The organism is Phyllobacterium myrsinacearum (genome assembly GCF_002980555.1).
Classification (GTDB): Bacteria; Pseudomonadota; Alphaproteobacteria; order Rhizobiales; family Rhizobiaceae; genus Phyllobacterium; species Phyllobacterium myrsinacearum.
Window position 1 is genome coordinate 233,377 of sequence record NZ_PVBT01000005.1, and the last position, 23,402, is coordinate 256,778.

Below are 23,402 nucleotides of genomic sequence, written 5' to 3' on the forward strand. Positions count from 1 at the left end.
GCCTGCTGTATAGTCGCCCCAATACAGTGTGGATGAGATCACGCGAATGCCAGTAATACGGCCTTACAAATGGCAGATTGTGCCGCAAGTTGCTCTGGTTATCGCTCTCATCATCTTGGGAAGCCTTGCCGGATCATGGATCGGCAGGCTTGTCATCATCCGCAGCGACCGCGGGCACATGCTGTCCTTGTCGAACCAGTTGCTGAAACGCGCCGACTTCGTTTTCGCCGAGGCGGATACGATCCTGTCCAAAGCGAATGCAACCGGCTTTCCATTCTGTTCGGCCAGCGAGATCGACTACCTGCGCGATACGCTCTTCGATACAAAATATCTGAAGGACATCGGACGCGTGCAGGATGGGGCATTTCATTGTTCCGCAGTGTTCGGTTCGGCAAAACCCTCGCCGCTCGCCAAGCCGGATCTGGCAACGAATGACGGCACGCTTGTCTACGCCAATACACCCCTGGCCATTTCCAACACCACGGCGCCCATCATCGGCAGGGGCAATGCGAATGTCGTGCTCGACCCCACCGCTTTCGACGCCATGACCGATCCGAACTATAGTTTCGGCATCCTGTTCAAGCCGCCCGGCGCGCAAAATCCCGTCGCGATGTTCGGCGGGCTGGAAGCGGGCAAGCGGCATGAAAAGCTGCCGGAGGGTGCCGGGCGGGACGGCGATATCGTCTTCCGCAATCTCTGCGGCGAACGGGCATGTGTTTCCCTGCAGGCCCATGTCACCGACCTGGAGGAGGACGCGTTTCCGATTGAGGCCAGCATCACGGGACTCGGCGGCACTCTCGGCGGGGCACTCGCCCTGATCATCCTCCTTTTGCAGCGCAAGCGGCTGTCGCTCGGTGCCAGACTGGCCCAGGCGCTCGACAAGCGGCGTCTTACCGTCGTGTACCAGCCCATCTTCGATATCGGAACGAACACGCCGCGCAGTGCCGAAGCACTGGTGCGCTGGGTGGACGGCAAGGAGGCCATTCCGCCGGACATCTTCATTCCGGTCGCCGAAGACGAGGGGCTGATCAAACGCGTTACGCTCTCTGTCCTTGATCGCGTTCTGGCCGATATGACTGCCTTCCTGCAAGCCGACCGGACCTTCCGCATCAATATCAACATATCGGCTGCCGACCTCATCGATCCGGCATTTGCTTCGGCGCTGGAACAGCGTCTGCGGCAGGCCAATGTCAGAAGCGAACAGCTCGGTCTTGAAATTACCGAGCGCTCGACAGCCAATGCCGCTGCGGCGGTTGACGCCATCCGGACGCTTCGCGCCCGCGGCCACAGAATCTATATCGATGATTTCGGCACCGGCTATTCCAGTCTGGCCTATCTCGGCAACCTCAACGTCGATGGCATCAAGATCGATAAATCATTCACCCAAACGATCGGAACCGGCTCGGTAACCGTCTCGATTGTTCCGCAGATCGTCGACATGGCCCGTGTCCTCAACCTCGGGATCGTTGTCGAAGGTATCGAGACGGCCACGCAGCGGGACTATTTCGCCGGGCTGCAAACGCCGATCGACGGTCAGGGATGGTTTTACGGCAAGCCGGTCAGCGCCGCCGCAATGCAGGAACTGGTGCAGGAAAAGTTCTAGAGCCGCGGCGCCCAGAACGGCGCGGTATCCTTGAATGCCCGCCATCTGCCAATCAGCTGCTTGCCGCCCGCAGCCTGGCGGTGCCCCTGCCAGCCGATGATGGCCCCGACGGCCCGGTTTGCCTCCGCGCCGAGGGAATCATGGTCGAGCGTCTCCATGAGCTCATGCGCGCTCCTGATGTCGTTCGCCTCACCCAGAAGATCCTGCAGCCGCGCCAGACGCTTGATGTATTTTGCGGTCACCGGCCGGCTGGAATAGAGCGGCAGAAAAAACTCCGCGGCATAGCGCAAGCGCTTCAGGCCAAGACGCAGCCGGTGGCGCGCATCGGCGTGAAGATGGCGAAAGCCGTGCCCGCGCCTGCGGACCTGCCGTTCCACCCGGTCCAGCACCCGCGCCGCAAACTGCCCCAGCGGCTCGGTCAGTATGCGCAGATCCTCGCTGGCAATATCGTTGCGCCAGCTTCTCAGTTCGATCACAAGCCCGAGGGACAACAGGAACCGGTTGGTCCTGGGATCGCCGATAATACGCCGGACGGTCTGGTAGGCCTGATCGTGAGCGGGCATGCATGCGGCACGAAACGCGGATATATTGACATGCGGCAGAGCGGCTTCTTCAATCTCCGTCAGGGTCGAATGCAGGAAAACGTCCCAGTTTCGGGCGGGACCCAGCGCCTGCCCGAACAGTTTTGCCTCGGTATTGAGGCTTTCCAGCGACGGGGCCTGCAACTCGCGGCCGAGAAAATGCAGCGCCACACGCAATCGCCGGAGCGCGACACGCAACTGGTGGACGCCCTCCGGCTCCAGTCCGGTTTGACTGGCGCTGAGATTGGCCATGATCTGCTGCTGGCAATTGGTCAGAAGCTTGGCGATCGCCTCGTCGACCGTATCAGCCCTGACGAAGCCGGACGGTGCCGCCTTGACCGCCGATGGTTCATCGCCAAGCGCCAGGGCATAGCCCCGCGCCGACTTGCTCTGCGTTTCCAGGCAAAGCGGCGCAACGTCCATCAGATTGAGACCGAACTGATAAAGCGCCGCGACTTTCCCCTGCTTCAGCTCGAGTTCGACTTCCGACAGCGGCACGCGTGTCGCGCCAAATTCAATGACGCCGTCATCAAGCGCCAGTTCGATCCGGGCGTCCTGATGGTCGAGCACAAGCAGATGCCGCCGGACCCTGGTCGCAAAAACCGGTGCCAGCTCGTCCGCTGTCATCCCGTCCAAGGGCGCGCCGATTTCGGCAAGCGGCAGCAGGGCAAGGTCCGGCTCCATGTCAGGCACCACCGCCTCCCACTCATTGCGCTGCAAAGAGCCGTGCGCCGCTGCCCGCTTGACGGTCTGGACATGATGACGGCCCTCGCGCCGGACACGCAGAGACAACCCCGCCGCAAACAGCCGATGGTCGGAGGTGTCGTAATAGGTGGCTTCAAGCCGCCGGATCAGGCCCTTGTTGCGGGCGGCCTGCTGAACCGCCGCGGAGGCGCGAATGTCATCGAGCATACCGGCGGGGACGCGCAGCTTCAGCTCAATCTCGACAGGAGCACGCAGCGCAATGGCAACGGCATCGGTACCCGAACCATCCTCTGTTCCCTGAACCGAAGCTCCAGCCATTCCGTCCGCTCCCATCGATCGTCCCGTTGCACGGGCCATACTATCGCGTGCGCGCCATCTTGGTAGCGCAAATATTGTTGAAGCTGCATGGCCCGCCGGACCGGGCGCCGTGGCGGTTGTCATGAGCGTATTACATTCCGGTTCTAGACCCTACCGGAAAGGTCTCCTTGCGCGATTGCGGGGGGTGCGGTCTCTTCCCAAGACCGGCTCCGAGACCACCCGCCACACTGTCTTGTCAAAGGATTTTTCCATGCGCCACCTGCCGTCAATCCTGTTGCGGTTGCTTGCAACCTCCATGGCCATCTTTCCCGCTGCAGCCTTTGCCGATAATTCGGTTGCGATCAGCGGTGCAACGCTCGTCAACAAGGGACTGGTCGGCGTCGGACGGATCCCGGCCAATCAGCGCGACAAATTCGGTGAAACCTTCGGTTCCGGCTCGGGCATGGCGATGAACCCGGCCGACTGGAGCCGCGACGGCAACAGCTACAAGGGCACGATGCTGCTCCTGCCCGACCGCGGTTACAATGTGGCGGGTACAACCGACTATCGCCCCCGCCTCAACATGCTGTCGATCCGGTTCACGCCGGTGGCCCCCGGTGCAACACCGTCCGCCGACAAACAGCAGAGCGGCGTCGAGGCGGCACTCACCGACACATTGCTGCTGGTGGACGACAAGGGTGCCGATACGACGGGCCTTGATCCCCAGTCCGATGTCCGCGCCGCAGCGGGGGATTTCCCGATGCTGCCGCAGGCCGCCAATGGCAAGATATCCCTGGACAATGAAGCCATCGTCCGCCTCGCGGACGGCACGATGTTCATCAGCGACGAGTATGGACCGAATATTTACCGCTTTTCCGCCGAGGGCCGCATGATCTCGGCTACCCAGCCTCCGGCAGCGCTTGTTCCCATGCGCCATGGCAAGGCGAATTTCTCCTCCAACAATCCGGGGCCTGGCGCACAGGCGCCCGATCCGAAGGATCCCGATACCGGCCGCCAGAACAATCAGGGCCTGGAAGGCATGGCGCTGACACCCGACGGCAAGTTCCTGATCGCCGTTCTCCAGTCGGCCGCCCGGCAGGATGGCGGCGATTCCAGTTCAACCCGCCAGAACACCCGCGCCCTCGTCTATGACGCTGCCGATCCCGCCCATCTGAAGCTGGTGCATGAATATGTCGTGCCGCTTCCTGTCTTCACCAATGCCAAGGGCAAGAAGGCTGTGGCCGCGCAGAGCGAAATCGTGGCTTTGTCCGATAAGGCATTCCTGATGCTGGCACGCGACAGCGGCAATGGCTATGGTCTTGACGGCGACACGTCGCTTTACCGCAACATCACCGTCGTTGACACTTCGGCGGCCACCGATATAGCCGGAAGCGGTTTTGATGCCGACAAGGCCGTTGCCCCCAAGGGCGTTCTCGACCCTTCCATTACACCGGCAAAGCTGACCCCCTTCATTGACATCAATGACAATGCAAACCTGTCGCGTTTCGGCCTGCACAACGGTGCGCCCAATGACCGCAACAACCTGTCGGAAAAATGGGAAGCCATGGCGCTTGTCAGCGTCCTCGATCCCAAGCTGCCGGACGACTATTTCCTGTTTGTCGGCAATGACAATGACTTCCTGACCCAGGATGGCTTTCAGGTCGGCGCGAGCTACAAGGCCGAGGGCGGCGCGGATGTCGACACCATGTTCCAGGTGTTTCAGGTCACCATTCCCGGACTGCACAAGTAATCCGTTTGGCATATCAGCGGAGAGGGACGCCCCTCCGCTGATGCCGCCCTCCATGCATGCCCGTTCATGTTATATGGTCGGGTAAGCTGCGTACCATGGAGCAAAACAGATGCTGCGACTTCTCCTGCTTCGCCACGCCAAATCGGACTGGCCAGACGGTGTTGACGACCACGAGCGCCCGCTTGCCGAGCGCGGCCGCCGGGCGAGCCCCCTGATGGCCCGGTATATGGCGGGGGAAGGCCTCATACCGGATCTCGCCCTGGTCTCGACGGCGCGGCGGACACAGGAGACATGGGAACTGCTTCGTCCCGTCATCGGAGACGATACACGCTGGCGGGAGGAGCCGCGTATCTATGAGGCGCCGGCACGGGTGATCCTGGATGTCGTCAGAACGGCGGAACCCGGGATCGGGACATTGCTGGTTGTCGGCCATAATCCGGGGTTGCACGACGCGGCCCTCCGGCTTGCTGGCAGCGGACGGGAGTCCGATCTAACCCGCCTCCGGCAGAAATACCCCACAGCGGGCCTTGCTGTCATTGATTTCACCGCCGCACGCTGGTCCGAACTTGCCGATCAATCCGGGGAACTGGAACGGTTTGTGACACCGAGGACAATCGGCCATGGGTGAGGCCATTCGCTCAAACCCCGATTCCATCGGCACTCATGCGCTGGAAATAGCTGCACGGAGGCGATCATTTCAACTTTCAGCTGTTGATTATGACAATCATTTTTCGAATATGTGACAGGACCATTCACTGCAAACCGCGATTGGACGTCAGGATGCGCCTTAGAGAACTTCAGGAAATCAGGTACGAAGAGGAAACCGCCAACCTCAAGCTTTCGGGCCTCAACCCGTTCAAGGAAGCCAAGAGCGTCAACATTTCCATCGACAATCCCGAAGCATTCCTCAACGCGATCAAGACGGCGCTTGCGGACCCTGACGGCAAGCCTGTGAAATTCGGCAAGGTCAAATAAGCCTCCACTCCGGTTACCAAACAGCTTCTCCTGGCAAATGAAAACGTGGCAAGCCAGCAAGATAATGCTTGCCACGCAGCGCGTTATTCCGTTCATTCTCGGGACGACCCAGCCAAGGCCCCACGCGCTATCCACCATGTCCCCAGTGTTGAACCAAAGGAGCTCCTGTGACTGAACCGACCATCGCGCCCGCTCCGCCCGTCACCCTGGTCATATTTGGCGCAACGGGCGATCTGACCCGGCGGCTGCTCGTTCCCACCGTCCTCAACATGACGCAGAGCGGGCTTGTGAGCGACAGCCTGCACATTCTTGGCATCGGCATTGAACCTGGCGACGACGAAATGCTGCGCGCCAAGCTTGAGGACTTTCTCACGACATCCAACATCAAGGCCAATTACAGCGCCGAGACATGGCAGGGGCTGCGCTCGCGCATTTTCTACCGGCAGGGTGACTTCACGCAGGATGCCATCTATGCGGAGATTGCCGGCCAGCTCGGAGCACAGGCCGGGCGGAACGCCGCCTATTACCTTGCGGTGCCGCCGCTTTTCTTCGGCGATATCGTCGACAAGCTCGCCGACCACGACCTGCTGAAAGAAACGGACGGCGCCTTCCGCCGCCTTGTGATCGAAAAGCCGTTTGGCACCGATCTCGCTTCGGCCAGGGCGCTCAACGCCAGGATATTGAACCGGGTGCCGGAAACGCAGGTCTATCGCGTCGACCACTTCCTCGGCAAGGAAACCGTGCAGAACATCATGACGGCACGGTTTGCCAACATGATGATCGAATCCCTGTGGAGCAACAATTTCATCGATCACATCCAGATCACCGCGGCCGAACTCGTCGATGTCGGCACCCGCGGCAAATTCTACGATGCGACGGGCGCACTCCGGGACATGGTGCCCAACCACCTGTTTCAGCTTCTCGCCATGGTTGCCATGGAGCCGCCCAACAGTTTCGATGCCGAGGCAATCCGCGACGAGAAGGGCAAGGTCCTGAAGGCCCTGCGGATCTACTCGAGCGAAGAGGCCGGGCAGAACTCGGCGCGCGGCGCCTATACGTCGGGCGTTTCCGGCGGCAGAACCATACCAAGCTATACGGACATCCCGGATGTGGCACGCGACAGCGCAACGGAAACCTATGTCGCCCTGAAGCTTTTTGTCGACACATGGCGCTGGGCCGGTGTTCCCTTTTATCTGCGCACCGGCAAGGCCATGACGGCGCGTGATACCGAGATCGTCGTCACCTTCCGCCAGGTTCCCTTTGCTCAGTTCAAGGGGATGGGGCCGCAGCGCCGCCTGACGCCGAACCGGCTGATTATCCAGGTGCAGCCGGACGAGGGCCTGCACATCGAAATATCCATCAAGTCGCCCGGCCTTTCCGTCGAGACGATGCCGGTATCCCTCGATTTCAACTATGCGGATTTCTTTGATATCGGCAAACTGACCGGCTATGAATCCCTGCTCTACGACCTGTTCGTCGGCGATCAGACCCTGTTTCAGCGGGCCGACAGCATCGAAGCGGGATGGGCGGCCGTACAACCCTTTCTCGATCTGTGGGCGACGTCGGCAGAACGCCCTGACCCCTATCCGGCAGGCAGCATGGGGCCGCAATGCGCCGATGCACTGATCGAGCGCGATGGCCGCAAATGGCACCAGCCCGATGTGGAGCACCGGGTGAAAGCCAAGGTTTCCTGACTTGATCTGACAAGAAAAACGAGAGGGACGGATATGACCGAGACATTCGTAATTGCACAGGGCGGCGGGCCGACGGCAGTCATCAACCAGACCCTTGCGGGCGCCACGCTGGAGGTGCGCAAACGTTATCCCGGTGCCCGTGTGCTTGGCGCAAAGCACGGCGTGCGTGGTATTCGCGCCGGCAATTTCGTCGATCTTACGGCGCTGCCGGAACAGCAACTGCGCCTGATCGCGGCAACGCCCAGCGCCGCGCTGGGGAGCACGCGCGACAAACCCGACGCGGCCTATTGCGAGGCGATCCTGAAAAGCCTGCGCGACGTCGGGGCGACGGCCTTCATCAATATCGGCGGGAACGATACCGCGGGCACCCAGCAGATCCTGGTGGAAGCGGCAGGCGGGGATATTGCCTTTGTTCACGCGCCCAAGACCATTGACAATGATCTGGTTGAAAGCGACCACACGCCCGGTTTCATCTCCGCTGCCGAGTTCATCGCCGGCGCTTTCCTCAGCATCGATCTCGACTTCCGTGCATTGCCCGGCATCTATGTCGGGATCGTCATGGGCCGCCATGCGGGATTCCTGACCACCGCGGCCGCCGCATGGCAGCATGACGACGCGAGTGCGCCTCATCTTGTCTATGTGCCGGAACGGGCTTTTTCGGCAAAGCGGTTCATCGACGACGTGCGCGAAGCGCAGAGCCGCCACGGTCGCTGCATCATTGCCATGTCGGAGGGCGTGACCGGCGAGGACGGGCGCACCGTGGTTGAAAACCTTGTTCCCGCCGATCGCCTTGAACGCGACGCCCATGGCAATATCCGCCTGTCCGGCGGAGAATTGGGAATGGCCATCGAACAGCTTCTGCGGGACGGCTTGCCGGGCGCCCGCGCACGGGTGGATACGTTCGGCTACCTGCCGCGCGGCAATATCGCCACAACCAATGCGACCGACGCACAGGAGGCTTTCGAGGCAGGGGCCTTCGCCGTCGAAACGGCTGCGCGGGGCGGCGGGTCGGTGGCGCTGCAATATGCCGATGGCAGCACCCGTCCGCAGATCGTTCCGCTTGCCAGCGTTGCCGGCAAAACACGCCACCTGCCACACGATTTTCTCGAACCGGAACGCAACCGGATTTCAGCACCGTGCCGCGCCTATTTCGAGCGGCTGCTGCCAAAGCGCTTCACGCTCGCCGACCCGCTCGCATAGGCGGCGTCACCCGCCATTGACCAGGCGAAGCACAAGCTGCTGGATGTTGCCGCCCTCGCCCATCTCGACCCGGTCAAAATCCCGTCCCTTCTGCCGCTGGGCAAGGGAAAGCCCGGAAAGGCGCTTCGTCATCTCGACCCGGATTTTCCGGCAGCCGGGATCATCCGGCACCGACAGGCCGATGGTGGCGGCCTCGATCCCCTTGACCATGTCCTTGATCGTCTCGCCGTGCACCGCTTCATGGGTGCGCACACCGGCAATGAACGTATCCCAGCTCGCCTGCACCGAAGCCGGCAGCCGCTCGGCCGGCTTGGGCAGCGTATAGGTGATGATCAGTTTCGGCGTTGCGGAAACCAGGGTGCAGGCATTGCCCTGCCGCTCATACTTCCTTTGCCACGTCAGTTTGAAATTGGTGTGGGCGATCGTCCTTGTGGCACCGGCGATGATGGGGCCCCGCTCGCCGATCGACGCGTAGAGCGCTGCACCGGACGTTCCGGCAATGGCGTAGGTTTCCACCTGTTCCACGGCTTTCCATGCCGCCTGTGCCGCCGCAGGCATGCCGACAAGGCACGCGGCAACCAGGCAGTACCCTGCAGTTTTTATCATATGGCCCCTTCCCGCCGCATCCGGGCGAACTGCATCAGGCTCCCGATGCTGCCGCCTTGTCCCGCACGGGAAGCTTCCAGCCGGGCCGGATGAAATGGCAGGTATATCCGTTGGGGTACCGTTCCAGATAATCCTGGTGTTCCGGCTCCGCCTCCCAGAAATCGCCAACCGGCGCAAGCTCAGTCACGACCTTTCCCGGCCACAGACCGGAGGCATTGACATCGGCAATCGTGTCCTCGGCAATCCGCTTCTGCTCTTCATCCGCGTAGAAAATCGCCGAGCGGTAGCTCAATCCCAGATCATTGCCCTGGCGGTTGAGCGTTGTGGGATCGTGAATCTGGAAAAAGAACTCCAGAATCCGGCGGTAGCTGATCTGCTCGGGATCGAAAATGATCTCGATGGCTTCCGCATGGGTGCCATGGTTGCGGTAGGTCGCGTTCTCGACGTCACCGCCGGAATAGCCGACGCGGGTCGACAGGACGCCCTCATAACGGCGAATCAGATCCTGCATGCCCCAGAAACAACCGCCGGCAAGCACTGCGCGTTCTCTCGTCATCCGATTTCCTCCACCTGATTGAGATAGGCTCCATAGCCTTCCGCTTCCATGTCATCCCGATGGACGAACCGGAGCGAGGCCGAGTTTATGCAATAACGCAGCCCGCCGCGTTCCTGCGGGCCATCGGGGAAGACATGGCCGAGATGACTGTCACCATGGCTGGAGCGCACTTCAATGCGGACCATGCCGTAACTGTCGTCGCGCAGCTCGTTCACATGGGCAGGCTCGATCGGCTTGGTAAAGCTGGGCCAGCCGCATCCCGATTCAAACTTGTCGGATGAGGCAAACAGCGGCTCGCCGGAAACGATATCAACGTAAATGCCCGGTTCCTTATTGTCGAGATATTCGCCCGTTCCGGGACGTTCGGTGCCGTTCTGCTGCGTGACGCGAAACTGCTCCGCAGAGAGTTTCGCGATCACGTCAGAGTTCTTTTCATATTTGCGCATATGTTTCCCTTCCATCAGGGGTCAGCGTGATTGCGGCATGTCCGGCCAACCATGAAGTGTTGGTGCATATTTGTGTCCGCCCGCCCCGGTTATCAAGCCCGGAGCGGCGCAAACATCATCCGCTGCAAGCGTTTACACTGCACCATAGCGCGCGCGGATATGGCCGATGAAGTGGTCCGCATTGAGCTTTTCGCCGGTGGCGCGTTCAAGCAGTTCCGGTGTCGACCAGCGCGACGCCTGAGACCAGATCTTGTCACGCCGCCAGCCGTTGATGGCCGCAAACTCTCCCCTGGCGATGTCCCTGTCGGCAGCCGGGTATTCCTTTGTCAGCGCCGCCCATTGCTGCGCCGCCATCATCGCCCCAAGGGTATAAGACGGGAAATAGCCAAAGGCACCGCTTGCCCAATGCACATCCTGCATGGGGCCGTCGGCCGGGTTGTCGATCGTCGATAATCCGAGGTACTCGCGCATCTTCGCATCCCATGCCTCGGGCAGGTCAACCGGCTGCAATCTGCCCTGGATCAGGTCCTGCTCGAGTTCGAAACGCAGGATGACATGCAGCGGATAGGTCACCTCATCGGCATCGACCCGGATCAGACCGCGTTCGACCCGGTGAACATGCGGGATGATGTCGTCCATGGACCAGGATTCACCCAGATATTTGTCGACAACCGGCAGAGCCCATTGCCAGAATGCGGGGTTGCGGCCGAGCTGCTTTTCGACAAACAGGCTCTGGCTTTCGTGCACCGCCATTCCCCGCGCTTTCCCCAGCGGCCAATGCGACCACTTTTTCGGCAGGTTCTGTTCATAGAGCGCGTGGCCGGTTTCATGTAGCACGCCCATCAGCGAGGAGAGAAACTCCGTCGTCCGGTAGCGCGTTGTTATGCGCACATCGCTCGGCACGCCGCCACAGAACGGATGGTGCGACACGGAAAGGCTGCCATGGGAAAGATCGAAGCCAACCGCCGCCATCATGGCAAGACCAAGCTCGCGCTGCCTGTCGACCGGATAGACGCCGGACAAGGGTTTCAGCGGGCGTTTTGCCAACCTTTCCGCCTGCACGGCCAGCGCCTCCGGCACGAAGTCCTTGAGGAAAGTTTTCAACGTGTCGAATACCGGCGCGATATCCGCCGTGCGATTGCCGGGATCATATTGCTCGATCATCGAATCATAAAGACCAAGCCCGAGAACCTGCGCGCGCATGGCTGCTTCTTCGCGGGCCAGTGCAATGACACCTTCCAGCGCCGGCAGGAACCCCGCCCAGTCATTCTTGGCACGCAGGTCGCGCCACAACTGTTCACAACGCATACGTGTGTTCGTCTGGCGCTCGACGAATTCAGCGGGCAGGCAGGTCAGGTTGACATAGTGCCGCTTGAACTCCCTGACAGCCGCGGCCTGCTCCTCGTCCAGGTCCTCCCGCTCCGCCGCATCAATCCAGCCGGCGATTTCGGACGCGGATGCCTGGCGATGGTACATCCCCGCCAGCGTGCCCATGGCTTCCGCCCGCTTTTCGCCGCCGCCAACGGCCATGTGGATGGCCTCGTCGGCGCCGAGAATGGCAAGCGCGTGTTCCAGGGCTTCAAGCCTGTGGCCGAGTTCATCGAGTTTCTGGAAGGACATTCTGTTCCCCTTGGGCGAATCCTGATTCAAAACAGGGCCAGAGAGGACTTCAATTTTCCAGCGAGTGCAAGATTGAATCACGCGCCGGGATGTCAGGAGTGTGCATCGGAGAGATTGACAACCGCGGTTTCGAGGCGTTGAAGTATGGCGTGCAAGCCGCAATTTGATGCCCCTTGCCGCCAACCCGATCCCGATCCCGCACATATACAGCTCGCCTGAGGTCTTCCGTGACCCGTCAACCACTATCCCGGCGAGTGGAAAGCCAGAACAACTCATGTCTCAATCGGTTGAACGTTCAAAACGTCCGTTGATTGTTGCCTCCATCATGCTGGCAACATTCATGGTCGCCATTGAAGCCACCATCGTCGCCACGGCAATGCCGCGCATTGTCGGGCAGCTCGGCGGTTTCACCTATTACAGCTGGGTCTTCTCGGCCTTCCTGCTGGCACAGTCGACGACAACGGTCATTTACGGCAAGCTGTCCGATATTTTCGGCCGCAAACCCATGCTCATCGGCGGCATTGTCATTTTCCTCGCTGGCTCCGCACTGGCCGGTTTTGCCTGGTCGATGACGTCATTGATCGCATTCCGCCTGCTACAGGGGCTCGGCGCCGGGGCCATCCAGCCCGTGACGATGACCATTGTCGGCGATCTCTATAAGCTTGAGGAACGCGCCAAGGTGCAGGGCATTCTGGCCAGCGTCTGGGCGATTTCCGCCGTGACCGGCCCGCTCGCCGGCGGCCTGATCGTCGATCATTTTTCCTGGGCGTGGATTTTCTGGATCAACCTGCCGATCGGCCTGCTGACGATCATCGGCTTTACGCTGTTCCTGCATGAAAAAATCGAGCCGCGCAAAGCCCGCATCGATTATCTCGGCACCATCCTGTTTTCGATCGCGATCGTCTCGCTGATGGTCATCCTGACGGAAACGGATGCCGATCTGTCGATCCTCGCCGCGCTGGCTGCGGTGTTCATCGTGACTGCCATCCTGTTCTTCCTGCAGGAGCGCCGGGCGCCGGAGCCCATCATTTCGCTTGCCCTGTGGAGCCGCCGCCTGATCGCCACCAGCAACATAGCAACGCTCCTTGCCGGCATGGCGCTGATCGGGTTGACCACCGTCCTGCCGATCTACGTGCAGGGCGTACTGGGACGCTCACCGCTCGTTGCCGGTTTCACGCTGACCATGCTGATCGTCGGGTGGCCGCTTGCCGTGATGCTGTCCATCCGGCTGTTTCGCGCGTTTGGAATCCGCAGGACCCTGCGCGCCGGCAGCCTGATGTTTCCAATCGGTGCTTCCTTTCTGCTTTTCCTCACGCCCGACAGCAGCCCGGTCTCGGCCGGCATCGGTTCCTTCCTCATGGGTTTCGGCATGGGGCTGATCAGTGTCACCAGCGTCGTCCTGGTCCAGGAAAGTGTCGAATGGTCGATGCGCGGCAGTGCCACGGCATCGATCATCTTCTCGCGCAGCCTCGGCAACACCCTCGGTGCAACGACCCTCGGCGCCATACTCAACATCGGGATTGCGCATTTCGGCAGCGGCGATCTTGCCAGCAAACTGCATGAGGTGATCAACCAGCCATCGGGCTTGTCCAGCCTGGCGACCAACCCTGGCATCCGCCTCGTGTTTCACTCCGCCTTGCACTGGAGTTTCTGGGGCGTGTTTACCGTCGCCATCCTCACCTTTGCCACGACCTGGCTGATCCCCGTTTCACGCGAGGCGGGCCGCAAGCCGCCGACACAAACCGAGATGCAGGAGGCGCTATCGTCCTGACGGCAAGCCGCGGTTCCGGCGGTGGAGGGGCTGCCGCATCATTCCGGCAGCCCTGCCTTGCGCAGCGCATCGAGATAGCGCTGCAAATGCTCGGGGTTGCGCCAGGGAACGCCGGCACGCGTCGTGGCAATGCTGGTCCCGGGGGCCGCTGCAAGCAGACGATCAAGCGCGATGCGGCAGGCATCCGCATCCCCCGTTTCCCCTAGCACCGCCAGAAGAACCCGGTGACCGGTCGGAAAATTGGGATTGAGATGCAGCGCCTTGCGTGCCCATTCCGCCGCAGCGTCATAATGCCCGTCGGCAAACTCGGCCATGCCGAAAAATGCGAACGTCCAGTAATTGGCCGGATCGCGCGGGCTGAGCCGTATGGCCATCTTCAGGGTTTCGCGCGCATTGCCGCTTTCCCCCGCGAGCGCATAATATCCGCCGCCCCACATGCGCGCGAACGCCAGATTGGGATTGATATCGATGGCCGTTTCCAGACATCTGCGCGCATCGTCGAACCGCCGCGTGAACAGGGCGACCGAACCGAGGATCGTATGCGCCTCGGCATCCCGCTCATCCAGTTCAACCGCGACGCGCGCCATTTCGTGGGCCTCGTTCATGGCCTGCGGCGGATTGGGGCTCCAGGCGTACAGCACATCGATGATATCGCACATGGCATGCACCACCCGTGCCCGTGCCAGATTCGGATCAAGGGCTATCGCCTTCAGGGCGAAATCCTTGGCCGCGGCACTGTCTTCCCTTGTCCAGCGCCAGGCATGCCAGTTGGCACGCATCACATAGTCCCATGCGCTGAGGTTGGCGGGATCTTTGCGGCGCGCCCGCTTCATCTCGGCGCCGATGAGTTCTGGCGTCACCACGCCAACGATGCTGGCCGTGATGTCGTCCTGGACGGCGAAAATATCGTCCATCTGCCTGTCGAACTGCTCGGCCCAGATGTGATTGCCGGTCGCCGCATCAATCAGCTGCGCGGTGATCCGCACCCGGGGACCGCTGCGCCGCACACTGCCTTCCAGCACATAGCGCACACCGAGTTCTCCCGCGACCTGCTTTATGTCAACGGCACCGCCCCTATATGTGAAGGATGAATTGCGGGCGATGACGAAGAATGCCTGGTTGCGTGCCAGGCCTGTAATAATGTCTTCGGCAATACCGTCGGCAAAATACTCCTGGTCCTTGCCGGCGCTCATATCCTGGAACGGCAGGACGGCGATGGCCGGCTTGGCGACATCCCCGGCCGATGGCGCATCGGATCGGGGGCGTCTGGCACCCGCCATGATCTCCAGCACAACCCGATAGACGCGTATACGCTTCCTGATGTTCTTGACCTGCCGTTCGCCAAGATCTTCAAAGGTAAAGGCCACCTTGCCGGCGACCTGTTCAAACACATTCGCGGTGATCGAGATTCCACCCGGTTCAGCCAAGGCTTCCATCCTTGCGGCGATATTGACGCCGTCGCCAAAGATATCATCACCATCAATGACGATATCGCCTATGTTGATGCCTGCACGATATTGAATGCGATGTTCGCGCGGCATATCCGCTTCAGCGTCTGCCACGCCGCGCTGGATCAGAACCGCGCTTTCGACTGCGTCGACCACGCTGGCGAATTCGACAAGCAGCCCGTCGCCCGTCGTCTTGACGATGCGTCCATTGTGTTCCCGCAGAACCGGATCGATGAGCTGCTGACGATGAACGCGCATGCGCGCTATCGTGGCAGCCTCGTCGGTTTCCATATGGCGCGAATAACTGACCATATCGATTGCCAGAATGGCAACCAGTTTGCGTGCAACGCGGTCGATAGCCAACACTGCTCCCCATCTGAATGGCTCTGCAACCGACTTTATGAGTCTCTGCCAGCCAAGTCCATGTGAAACAGGCGATCGGAACAGCAATCACCAAGCCGCGATCCCATCGATAACTTCGGTCTCTAGGTGGAACTACCAATTTCCAAATCGATTTAAATGACTAAAGTGTGTTGTGAGGGCTTTAGTCTTCACATGCACTCTTTTTCAATGACCAAGATCTTTTTCAACGATCGAAGGCACCGGTCTGGCAACAGACCGGTGTTTTATTGTGTATTCCCCTGCGGCAATCCCAGGTGGATGGCGTCCCAACAACCATGCCACGTTGATTATATTCAGCAATTTCGAAAGCTTTCATCAAAACGGATTTAAAGCGCCGATCCCACGATTTTGCCGGAATCGAGGAGCACGATTTTTGCGTGCCGCCTTCAAAGCACACCCTAGTCCTGCTGCACATCTGTGCTTTGCAATGAGGTGATCAAGATGCGAATGATCCGGACTTGTCTTGCCGTGCTTCTGATGCTCGGCTCCCTCTCCATTCCCGGTCTGGCCCGGGCCCAGGCGCCGCTGGAGAAGAGAATCGCTCTCGTCATCGGCAATTCGGCCTATCAGACCGCTCCGCTGCCGACACCGGCCAACGATGCCGGCCTGATTGCACAAACATTGCAGGCCGCCGGGTTTGATGTCGTTGGAGCGAGGGATCTCGATCAGGATTCATTGCGCCACACGTTCCGGGATTTTCTCGACAAGGCAACGGCCGCCGGACCCGACGCCGTCGTCTTCGTCTATCTCTCCGGTTACGGACTGCAATATGAGGGCGAAAACTATTTCGCCGGGATCGATGCGAAAATGACCCGTGCGACCGACGTTCCCGTCGAAACCATACGGGTCTCCGACTTCACCAAATCGCTTGCCGCATTGCAGAACAAGGGCACCATTCTGGTGCTGGACGCAGCCCGAACCAATCCGTTCGTCCGATCGGATCAACCGCTGGCAGGCGGATTGTCCATCGTCGATCCCGACCCCAATGTCCTGATCGGCTTCAACGCAGCGCCCGGCACCGTCGCGCCGCCGGAGGCCGGACCTTACGGTGCCTATGCGCACGCCCTTGCCGAGATGATGCGTGTCGGCGGGCTGGCGCTTGATGACGTCTTCGATCGCACGCGCCTGCGGGTGAGCGATGCGACCAAGGGCGGGGAACTGCCCTGGAATGCCTCGAAATTCCGCACACCCTTCCTTTTCTTCGACAAAGGCCCCGATGCGCCGGCACAACAGGTCTCCGCGCTGCAAGGCAGCGCCATGCGCGCCAAGGCCATCCGCGATTTCGATGCCCGCGATGCCTATCTCGCCGCGCTCGATCGCGATACGCTGCGCGGGTATGAAGATTTTCTCGCCGCTTATCCCAATGACCCCATGGCCAAACGCGTACGGGCCATTGTCGCTGCCCGGCGCGAGGCGATCACGTGGCGGCAAACCTGGGTCGCCGATACACCGGAAGCCTATTGGTCATATCTGCGCCGCTATCCGCATGGTCCGCATGGCTGGGATGCCCGCCGGAGGCTTGACCATTTTGAAGCCGCGCTGGAGCCGCCCGCATCCTTCACGGTGATTGCCTACGACGTGCCGCCGCCGCCCGAAACGGAAATCATCTATGTCGACCGGCCGGTCCTCTATTTCGATGATCCCGAGTTCGACTTTGCGCCGCCACCACCGCCGCCGGTGATTTTTCTGCCGCCGCCCCCGCCGGATTTCGTCGTGCTGGCGCCACCGCCCGCACCCGTCGATCTCTACGTCCTGCCGGTGCCTGCCTTCGTACCCGTGGCCGAGTGGGTGCGCCCGGCGCGTGACATTGCCCCGCCCGAGAACAATGTGATCTTCAACAATATTCATAACACGGTGATCAACAACACCACGACAATCGTGCAGGATCCTGCGGCCGCCCCCAGCCCCGGTCTGAGCACCGGCGCGAAAGTGGCAGGCGCCGCCGTTGTGGCCGGAGCAGCGGCCGCTGCCCTGCACGTTGCCCTGCCGCCATCGGTGCAGAAGAAGGCGGCAGTCATGCCAAAGCAAAATCCCGTTGCGCCCGCCAAACCCGCCGCGCCGGGCCCGATACCCGCAGCGGTCAAACCGCAGGACAGCCATTCGCTCCCCGGCACCAATGGCAGCCGCCTGCCTCTCATCAATGGCAAAGCCGCACTGCGAAACCCGGCGCCGGCGCAGACACCGGCCCCGCAGGCTGGAACCAAAGCACCCGGGAAAGCCAGCACCGCGGCGGTCAAGCCGCCTTTGCCGGGGCACGCACTCCCGGCCCAGGCGACCCCAGGCAGTGCCGCACCGCTTGCGCCCGGCAAAACGGCGGTCTCCACCGGCTCGGGCAAAGCGAGGAAAAATGCCCTGCGCGCTGCCACCCAGCCCAATGTCACGGTACAGGCTAGCCACAAGGCCGCGCCAAACGTTCAACCACGCCGGATTCCGCCAGTGGCTGCAAAACTGAATGCCAGTCCGCGCCCGCACGATCAGGCGGCTCTCCGTCCGCCGGTTCAACGGGTGCGGCAACAGAACCAGGCACGGGTCAATGCGCCGGTGAGCAGACCGTCCGGTGCCATGCCGCAAGCGCATGCGCAAATGCAAATGCAGCCGCGCCGCCAGGTCCAGGCACGGCCGCCGGCCGCAAGGCCCCAGGCGCATGCGCCGCAAAAACCCGGCATGAAGAAAGAGTGCGGTGGCCGGGATCAGCCCGCCTGCCCCAAATGAGAATCGGCATCTGCAACGGGAAACGCCGTTGCGATGCACCACCCTTTATTCGGCGGAGTGAGAGCATGCGCAGAGGTCGAATAGCACTTTTTTCAATCTGTGGGCTGGTCCTGCTCAGCCCGTTCCATGCCGCAGCGGCGCCTGCCGCCGACAACCCTGCGGTGCAGATCGTGCGCGATCTTGCGCTGGTTGACGCGGTCACATGGGGCGTCAATCCATCGGCCATGGCGGCCTATCACACACTTGGCCGGGAAAAATGGCTGCAAACGCAACTCCATCCCGCGTCTGACGTCCTGCCGGCGGCGGTCCGGACACAGATCGATGCCTTGCCGGTCAGCCAGAAATCCGCCTTTGATCTTGCCACGGACTTCGACGCACAGGCGCGCGCCGCCAGCCAGACGGCCGATCCCGACCAGAAAGCCATTGCGCAAAAGGCTTTTCAGGATGGCATGAGCGATATGGCCCGGCAGGCCGCAACCGCCAGCCTGTTGCGGGCGCTCTATTCGCCCGATCAGCTGCGCGAGCGGATGACGTGGTTCTGGTTCAATCATTTCAACGTGCACCAGTACAAGGCCAATCTGCGCATCCTCGTCGGCGATTACGAGAACAAGGCCATCCGCGCGCACGCGCTCGGCCGGTTTCATGACCTGCTGGAGGCGACGCTGCGTCACCCCGCCATGATCCGCTACCTCGACAATGCCGACAACGCCGTCGGCCATATCAACGAGAATTACGCCCGGGAGATCATGGAGCTGCACACAATGGGCGTCGGCTCCGGCTATACGCAGAAGGATGTCGAGGAACTGGCACGTATCCTCACCGGTGTCGGGATCGATCTCAAACCGGACAATCCCAAGCTGAAACCGGACCAGCAGCCGCTGCTCGTGCGTGACGGCTTGTTTGAATTCAATCCGGCACGCCATGATTTCGGCGACAAGGTGTTCCTGGGGCGAACGATCAAAGGGCGCGGTTTTGCCGAAGTTGAAGAGGCGCTCGACATACTGTGCAAACAGCCGGCAACGGCCCAGCATGTGTCCCGGCAGCTCGCCACCTATTTTGTCGCCGATGTCCCGCCCCCAGCCCTGGTTGACCGGATGGCGCAGACCTTCATGCGGACGGATGGCAATATCGCCAGCGTCCTCGACACACTGTTCCATTCCCCCGAATTTACGGCTTCGCTTGGCGGGCATTTCAAAGATCCGGTCCGCTATGTTCTTTCCGCCATCCGTCTTGCCTATGACACGAAAGTCATCGTCAACAGCGCACCGGTGCAGAACTGGCTGAACCGCCTGGCGGAGGGCCTCTATAACCACCAGACCCCCGACGGCTATTCCATGATGTCGACGACGTGGAACGGATCGGGGGCAATGATGACGCGCTTTGAGATCGCCCACCAGATCGGGTCCAATTCAGCCGGGCTTTTCAAGGCGGCAACACCCGACGCAGTGGACCAGCCGGCATTTCCGCTCATCGAAAACGGGCTGTATTTCTCCAGCCTGCATCTGAAGCTTTCAACGCCGACACAGACCGCCCTGGACAAGGCGATTTCACCGCAGGACTGGAACACCCTGTTCCTGTCCTCGCCCGAATTCATGCAGTAGTGGCAACCCGAGGAGAAGACGATCATGCATATCAATCGCCGTGATCTCATTGGTGGACTGGCAGCCCTGACCTCCATGACGGTTGCCGGGCGTGTCTGGGCGGCGCCCAAAACGGACGCACGCCTGCTCGTGGTGTTCCTGCGCGGCGCCTATGACGCCGCCAATGTGGTGATTCCAGTCAGCAGCGATTTCTACTACGCGTCGCGGCCGAACCTTGCCATCGCCCGTCCCGACGCGGCCAATGCCGCCTCGGCGCTCTCCCTCGACGTCAACTGGGGCCTGCATCCGGCCCTGAAGGACACGATCCTGCCTTTCTATCAGAAGGGGCAGGCAGCCTTCATTCCATTCGCCGGTACCGACGACCTCACACGCAGCCACTTTGAAACCCAAGACACCATCGAGCTTGGACAGGACGTCAACGGCACACGGGATTACCGGTCCGGCTTCATGGCGCGCCTCGCCGGCGCCCTCACGCGCGTGCGGCCCATCTCCTTCACCGACCAGATGCCCCTCACCTTCCAGGGCGGCGAGCCGGTCCCCAACATCGCCATCAACAGCGTGGGCAAGCCAGGCATCGACAGCCGCCAGGCGAGTCTCATCAGCGCCATGTATGACGGACAGCCATTGGCCGGCTCGGTGCGGGAAGGCTTTCGCGTCCGCGACGATGTCTACCATGCGATCACCGATCACATGATGGAAGCCAGCCGCGGCGCTGTCTCCGCCAAGGGGTTCGAGCTGTCCGCACGCCGGATTGGCCGCCTCATGCGCGAGCAGTTCAACCTGGGTTTCGTCGATGTCGGCGGCTGGGACACCCATGTGAACCAGGGCGCGGCAAACGGTTATCTCGCCGACAGGCTGAGCGAGCTTGGCCGGGGAATTGCCGGGTTCGCCGAAGAGATCGGCCCGCAATGGCAGGACACGGTCGTGGTGGTCCTGTCCGAATTCGGCCGCACGTTCCGCGAGAACGGCAATCGCGGCACGGATCACGGCCATGGCAGTGTCTACTGGGTTCTGGGCGGCGGTATCAAGGGCGGCCGCATCGCCGGTGAACAGATCGCGGTCGATCAGGCCCATCTTTTCCAGAATCGCGACTATCCCGTTCTGACCGATTACCGCTCCCTGCTCGGCGGACTGTTCCAGCGCATGTATGGCCTGGACCAGACCGGGCTCAACCGCGTCTTTGCCGCCGTGCAGCCGCGCGACCTCGCCTTGATATGAAAGCCGGCCAGCGCCAATGTCTCCGTAGACTCAGCTTCCGGCCAGGCTCTTGATCGAGTCCCAGAATGGCTTCATCTGATCGGACTGGGTGGAGAAATAGCCCGGAGCGATGACGAGAAACGCCCAGAGGAAGCCCGACGGAATATTGGCGAGCTGAAATCTGAATTCGCTCATTCCAGCCACCCCGGCGACAACCGGAATGACGGCCCGGACCGGACCAAAGAAATGGCCGAGAAAAACGCTGAAGACGCCGTATCGCTCGAAAAACCGCTCCGACCGCTCGACCATGGCCGGATAGCGGGAAAATGGCCAGTTTCTCAATATGGGCTCGTGAAAGTACCGCCCCACCCAAAAGGAAAGCGTATAGCCCACGCATGCGCCGATACCGCCGGAAACAAGCAGCGGCCAGAAGGGAAGCCCGCTCGCTCCGAAGAGGCCGCCTATGCCCAGAAGGATAATCGTGGAGGGAACAAGCAGGGAGAGCAGGGCCAGGGATTCAACCAAGCCGAGCGCAAAGACGATGACTGGCGCCCATTTTTCATGTTCCCGCGTGAAGGAAATCGTCGCTTCGATAATATTGGAAAGGTCCATTGTACCTGACAAGAATGAGAAATCGTGGTGGTTGCAAAATGGCGGCAACAGAAAGGGACAGACCGGACAGGCCTGTCCCTTTCATGGTGGTCTCCGGCCTTCCGGTTATTTCGAGAAACCTTTTGTCGGATCTGCCGGGAATGCCGCATTGGCCTGTTCGCCGCGCAGCAGTTTCAGGGCTTCGATCAGCTGCAGGTCGTCCTTCGGATCCGGCGGGACATAGGCGATCGAGCCCGATCCTTCCGCATCCTCCTGAACGCCCTTGATATGGCCCTTCAGGCTGGATTCGCTCATCGGTTCGGCCCGGCCCTTCAGATCGTCCGGCAGCGGCTGTTCGACCGTGATATCCGGCACGATGCCCTTGCCCTGGATCGACTTGCCCGCCGGGGTGTAATACAGCGCCGTCGTCAGCCGCAGCGCGCCGTTCTCGCCTAGCGGAATGATCGTCTGCACCGAGCCCTTGCCGAAGGACCGCGTGCCCAGCACCGTCGCCCGGCGTTGATCCTGCAATGCGCCTGCAACGATTTCAGCCGCACTGGCGGAACCGCCATTGATCAAGACGATCATCGGCTTGCCATTGATCAGATCGCCCGGACGGGCATCGAAGCGGGTGATGTCCTGCGGGTCGCGGGCACGGGTCGAGACGATCTCGCCCTTGTCGAGGAAGGCGTCGGAGACGGCAACCGCTTGGTCCAGGAGGCCGCCGGGGTTAAGGCGCAGATCGAGCACAAAGCCCTTGAGCTTGTCGGCGGGAACCTTGCTCTGAATGTCCTTGATCGCCTTCTGCAGGTCTTCGAAGGTCTGCTCGGTGAAGGAAATGACCCTGACATAGCCGACATCGTTCTCGACGCGGTATTTGACGGCCTTTACCTTGACCACATCGCGCACGATGGTCAGCTTGATCGGCTTGTCGGCGCCCTGGCGGATCAGGGTCAGCTCGATGGGAGTGTTGACATCGCCGCGCATCTTGTCGACGGCATCGTTCAGCGTCAGGCCGCGAACTTCGGTCCCGTCGATCTGCGAGATATAATCGCCAGCCAGAACCCCCGCCTTGAAAGCGGGCCCGTCTTCCGTTGGCGTGATTACCTTCAACAGCTGGTTTTCCATGGTGACTTCAATGCCAAGGCCGCCAAACTCGCCCTTGGTCTGCACCGACATTTCCTTCGCCTGGTCGGCGTTCATGTAGGACGAATGCGGATCGAGCGATGTCAGCATGCCATTGATGGCGCTTTCGATCAGCTTCTGGTCATCCGGCGGCGTGACATACTGGTTGCGCACGCGCTCGAACACTTCACCGAAAAGCGACAGCTGCTTGTATGTGTCACTGCCCGCAGCTTGCGCGGCGGTTATATGCAGCCCGCCCTGCACAGCCACCATTGCCGTCGCCCCCATCAGGGCCCCGGCCATGAGAAGCGTTAACCTGCGTACCATTTGCATTCCTTCCAGAAAATCTGCGTGCCCAAAAAAGAGCAACAGGATCATTATATGCCAACCAAGGCAGGATTAACACGACCAGAATATGACCGACGCAGGCCGCGATCCAGAATGATACACTGCCGCTTCCGGTAAATTACACAAGAGCCGTTCACATGGCTTTTTGGCCTGAGTGCAACATATTTCGCTTGC

Annotated in this window: 18 protein-coding genes; 10 read left to right on the forward strand and 8 right to left on the reverse strand. The window is 61.1% G+C overall.

All coding sequences use genetic code 11. From position 1 onward, the window contains the following. The first annotated feature begins 46 nt into the window (after positions 1 to 46). Positions 47 to 1,603, forward strand: a complete 1,557-nt coding sequence (locus tag C5750_RS17630; protein ID WP_105735232.1) for an EAL domain-containing protein — start codon at positions 47 to 49, stop codon at positions 1,601 to 1,603. On the opposite strand, the gene C5750_RS17635 is transcribed toward C5750_RS17630, so the two are convergent. Beyond that, positions 1,600 to 3,207 (reverse strand): CYTH and CHAD domain-containing protein, encoded by a 1,608-nt coding sequence (locus C5750_RS17635; protein ID WP_158531306.1) that lies wholly within the window; start codon positions 3,205 to 3,207, stop codon positions 1,600 to 1,602. The genes C5750_RS17630 and C5750_RS17635 overlap by 4 nt on opposite strands. 295 nt (positions 3,208 to 3,502) lie before the next feature. On the opposite strand from C5750_RS17635, the gene C5750_RS17640 reads away from it, so the two are divergent. The 5 genes from C5750_RS17640 (at position 3,503) to C5750_RS17660 (ending at position 8,805) form a co-directional block, all read left to right on the forward strand. Further along, entirely contained in the window at positions 3,503 to 4,936 is a 1,434-nt protein-coding gene (locus C5750_RS17640) for an esterase-like activity of phytase family protein (RefSeq protein WP_245421163.1), read from the forward strand. Positions 4,937 to 5,045: 109 nt separating this feature from the next. Next, positions 5,046 to 5,564 (forward strand): SixA phosphatase family protein, encoded by a 519-nt coding sequence (locus C5750_RS17645; RefSeq protein ID WP_105735234.1) that lies wholly within the window; start codon positions 5,046 to 5,048, stop codon positions 5,562 to 5,564. 152 nt (positions 5,565 to 5,716) lie between these two features. Further along, complete coding sequence (locus C5750_RS17650) at positions 5,717 to 5,911, forward strand: hypothetical protein (RefSeq protein WP_105735235.1); 195 nt, start codon at positions 5,717 to 5,719, stop codon at positions 5,909 to 5,911. 167 nt (positions 5,912 to 6,078) lie between these two features. Then, positions 6,079 to 7,605, forward strand: a complete 1,527-nt coding sequence (gene zwf / locus C5750_RS17655) for a glucose-6-phosphate dehydrogenase (protein WP_105735236.1) — start codon at positions 6,079 to 6,081, stop codon at positions 7,603 to 7,605. Between the two features lie 33 nt (positions 7,606 to 7,638). Further along, positions 7,639 to 8,805 (forward strand): diphosphate--fructose-6-phosphate 1-phosphotransferase, encoded by a 1,167-nt coding sequence (locus tag C5750_RS17660; protein ID WP_105735237.1) that lies wholly within the window; start codon positions 7,639 to 7,641, stop codon positions 8,803 to 8,805. A gap of 6 nt (positions 8,806 to 8,811) precedes the next feature. Here C5750_RS17660 and C5750_RS17665 read toward each other — a convergent pair whose 3' ends face one another. The 4 genes from C5750_RS17665 to C5750_RS17680 form a co-directional block, all read right to left on the reverse strand. Further along, on the reverse strand, positions 8,812 to 9,411 hold the full coding sequence (locus C5750_RS17665; protein ID WP_105735238.1) for a DUF922 domain-containing Zn-dependent protease: 600 nt from the start codon (positions 9,409 to 9,411) through the stop codon (positions 8,812 to 8,814). A 34-nt stretch (positions 9,412 to 9,445) separates the two neighbouring features. After that, on the reverse strand, positions 9,446 to 9,967 hold the full coding sequence (gene msrA / locus C5750_RS17670) for a peptide-methionine (S)-S-oxide reductase MsrA (RefSeq protein WP_105735239.1): 522 nt from the start codon (positions 9,965 to 9,967) through the stop codon (positions 9,446 to 9,448). Next, complete coding sequence (msrB, locus tag C5750_RS17675) at positions 9,964 to 10,413, reverse strand: peptide-methionine (R)-S-oxide reductase MsrB (RefSeq protein WP_105735240.1); 450 nt, start codon at positions 10,411 to 10,413, stop codon at positions 9,964 to 9,966. The genes msrA and msrB overlap by 4 nt, the downstream gene beginning before the upstream one ends. Before the next feature lie 132 nt (positions 10,414 to 10,545). Then, positions 10,546 to 12,033, reverse strand: coding sequence for a carboxypeptidase M32 (locus C5750_RS17680; RefSeq protein WP_105735241.1), 1,488 nt, complete (start codon positions 12,031 to 12,033; stop codon positions 10,546 to 10,548). Between the two features lie 274 nt (positions 12,034 to 12,307). Between C5750_RS17680 and C5750_RS17685 the strand changes: the two genes are divergently transcribed. Then, positions 12,308 to 13,804, forward strand: coding sequence for an MDR family MFS transporter (locus tag C5750_RS17685; protein ID WP_105735242.1), 1,497 nt, complete (start codon positions 12,308 to 12,310; stop codon positions 13,802 to 13,804). A 38-nt stretch (positions 13,805 to 13,842) separates the two neighbouring features. Here the strand turns inward: C5750_RS17685 and C5750_RS17690 are convergent, their stop codons facing one another. After that, the gene (locus tag C5750_RS17690) at positions 13,843 to 15,615 is read right to left on the reverse strand and encodes an adenylate/guanylate cyclase domain-containing protein (protein WP_105735243.1); all 1,773 of its coding nucleotides are present in this window, start codon (positions 15,613 to 15,615) and stop codon (positions 13,843 to 13,845) included. 480 nt (positions 15,616 to 16,095) lie between these two features. Between C5750_RS17690 and C5750_RS17695 the strand changes: the two genes are divergently transcribed. The 3 genes from C5750_RS17695 to C5750_RS17705 all read left to right on the forward strand — a co-directional run bounded on the left by C5750_RS17695 (position 16,096) and on the right by C5750_RS17705 (position 21,185). Continuing rightward, complete coding sequence (locus tag C5750_RS17695) at positions 16,096 to 18,366, forward strand: caspase family protein (protein ID WP_105735410.1); 2,271 nt, start codon at positions 16,096 to 16,098, stop codon at positions 18,364 to 18,366. Positions 18,367 to 18,431: 65 nt separating this feature from the next. Continuing rightward, positions 18,432 to 19,967 carry a DUF1800 domain-containing protein gene (locus tag C5750_RS17700; RefSeq protein WP_105735244.1) on the forward strand — a complete coding sequence of 512 codons (1,536 nt, stop codon included), beginning with the start codon at positions 18,432 to 18,434 and terminating at the stop codon, positions 19,965 to 19,967. A 30-nt stretch (positions 19,968 to 19,997) separates the two neighbouring features. Beyond that, positions 19,998 to 21,185 carry a DUF1501 domain-containing protein gene (locus C5750_RS17705; protein ID WP_105735412.1) on the forward strand — a complete coding sequence of 396 codons (1,188 nt, stop codon included), beginning with the start codon at positions 19,998 to 20,000 and terminating at the stop codon, positions 21,183 to 21,185. A gap of 30 nt (positions 21,186 to 21,215) precedes the next feature. Here C5750_RS17705 and C5750_RS17710 read toward each other — a convergent pair whose 3' ends face one another. After that, a complete protein-coding gene (locus C5750_RS17710; protein ID WP_105735245.1) occupies positions 21,216 to 21,776 on the reverse strand; it encodes a DedA family protein in 561 nt (186 codons plus the stop codon). A gap of 105 nt (positions 21,777 to 21,881) precedes the next feature. After that, positions 21,882 to 23,207, reverse strand: a complete 1,326-nt coding sequence (locus C5750_RS17715) for a S41 family peptidase (protein ID WP_105735414.1) — start codon at positions 23,205 to 23,207, stop codon at positions 21,882 to 21,884. Positions 23,208 to 23,402 lie beyond the last annotated feature (195 nt).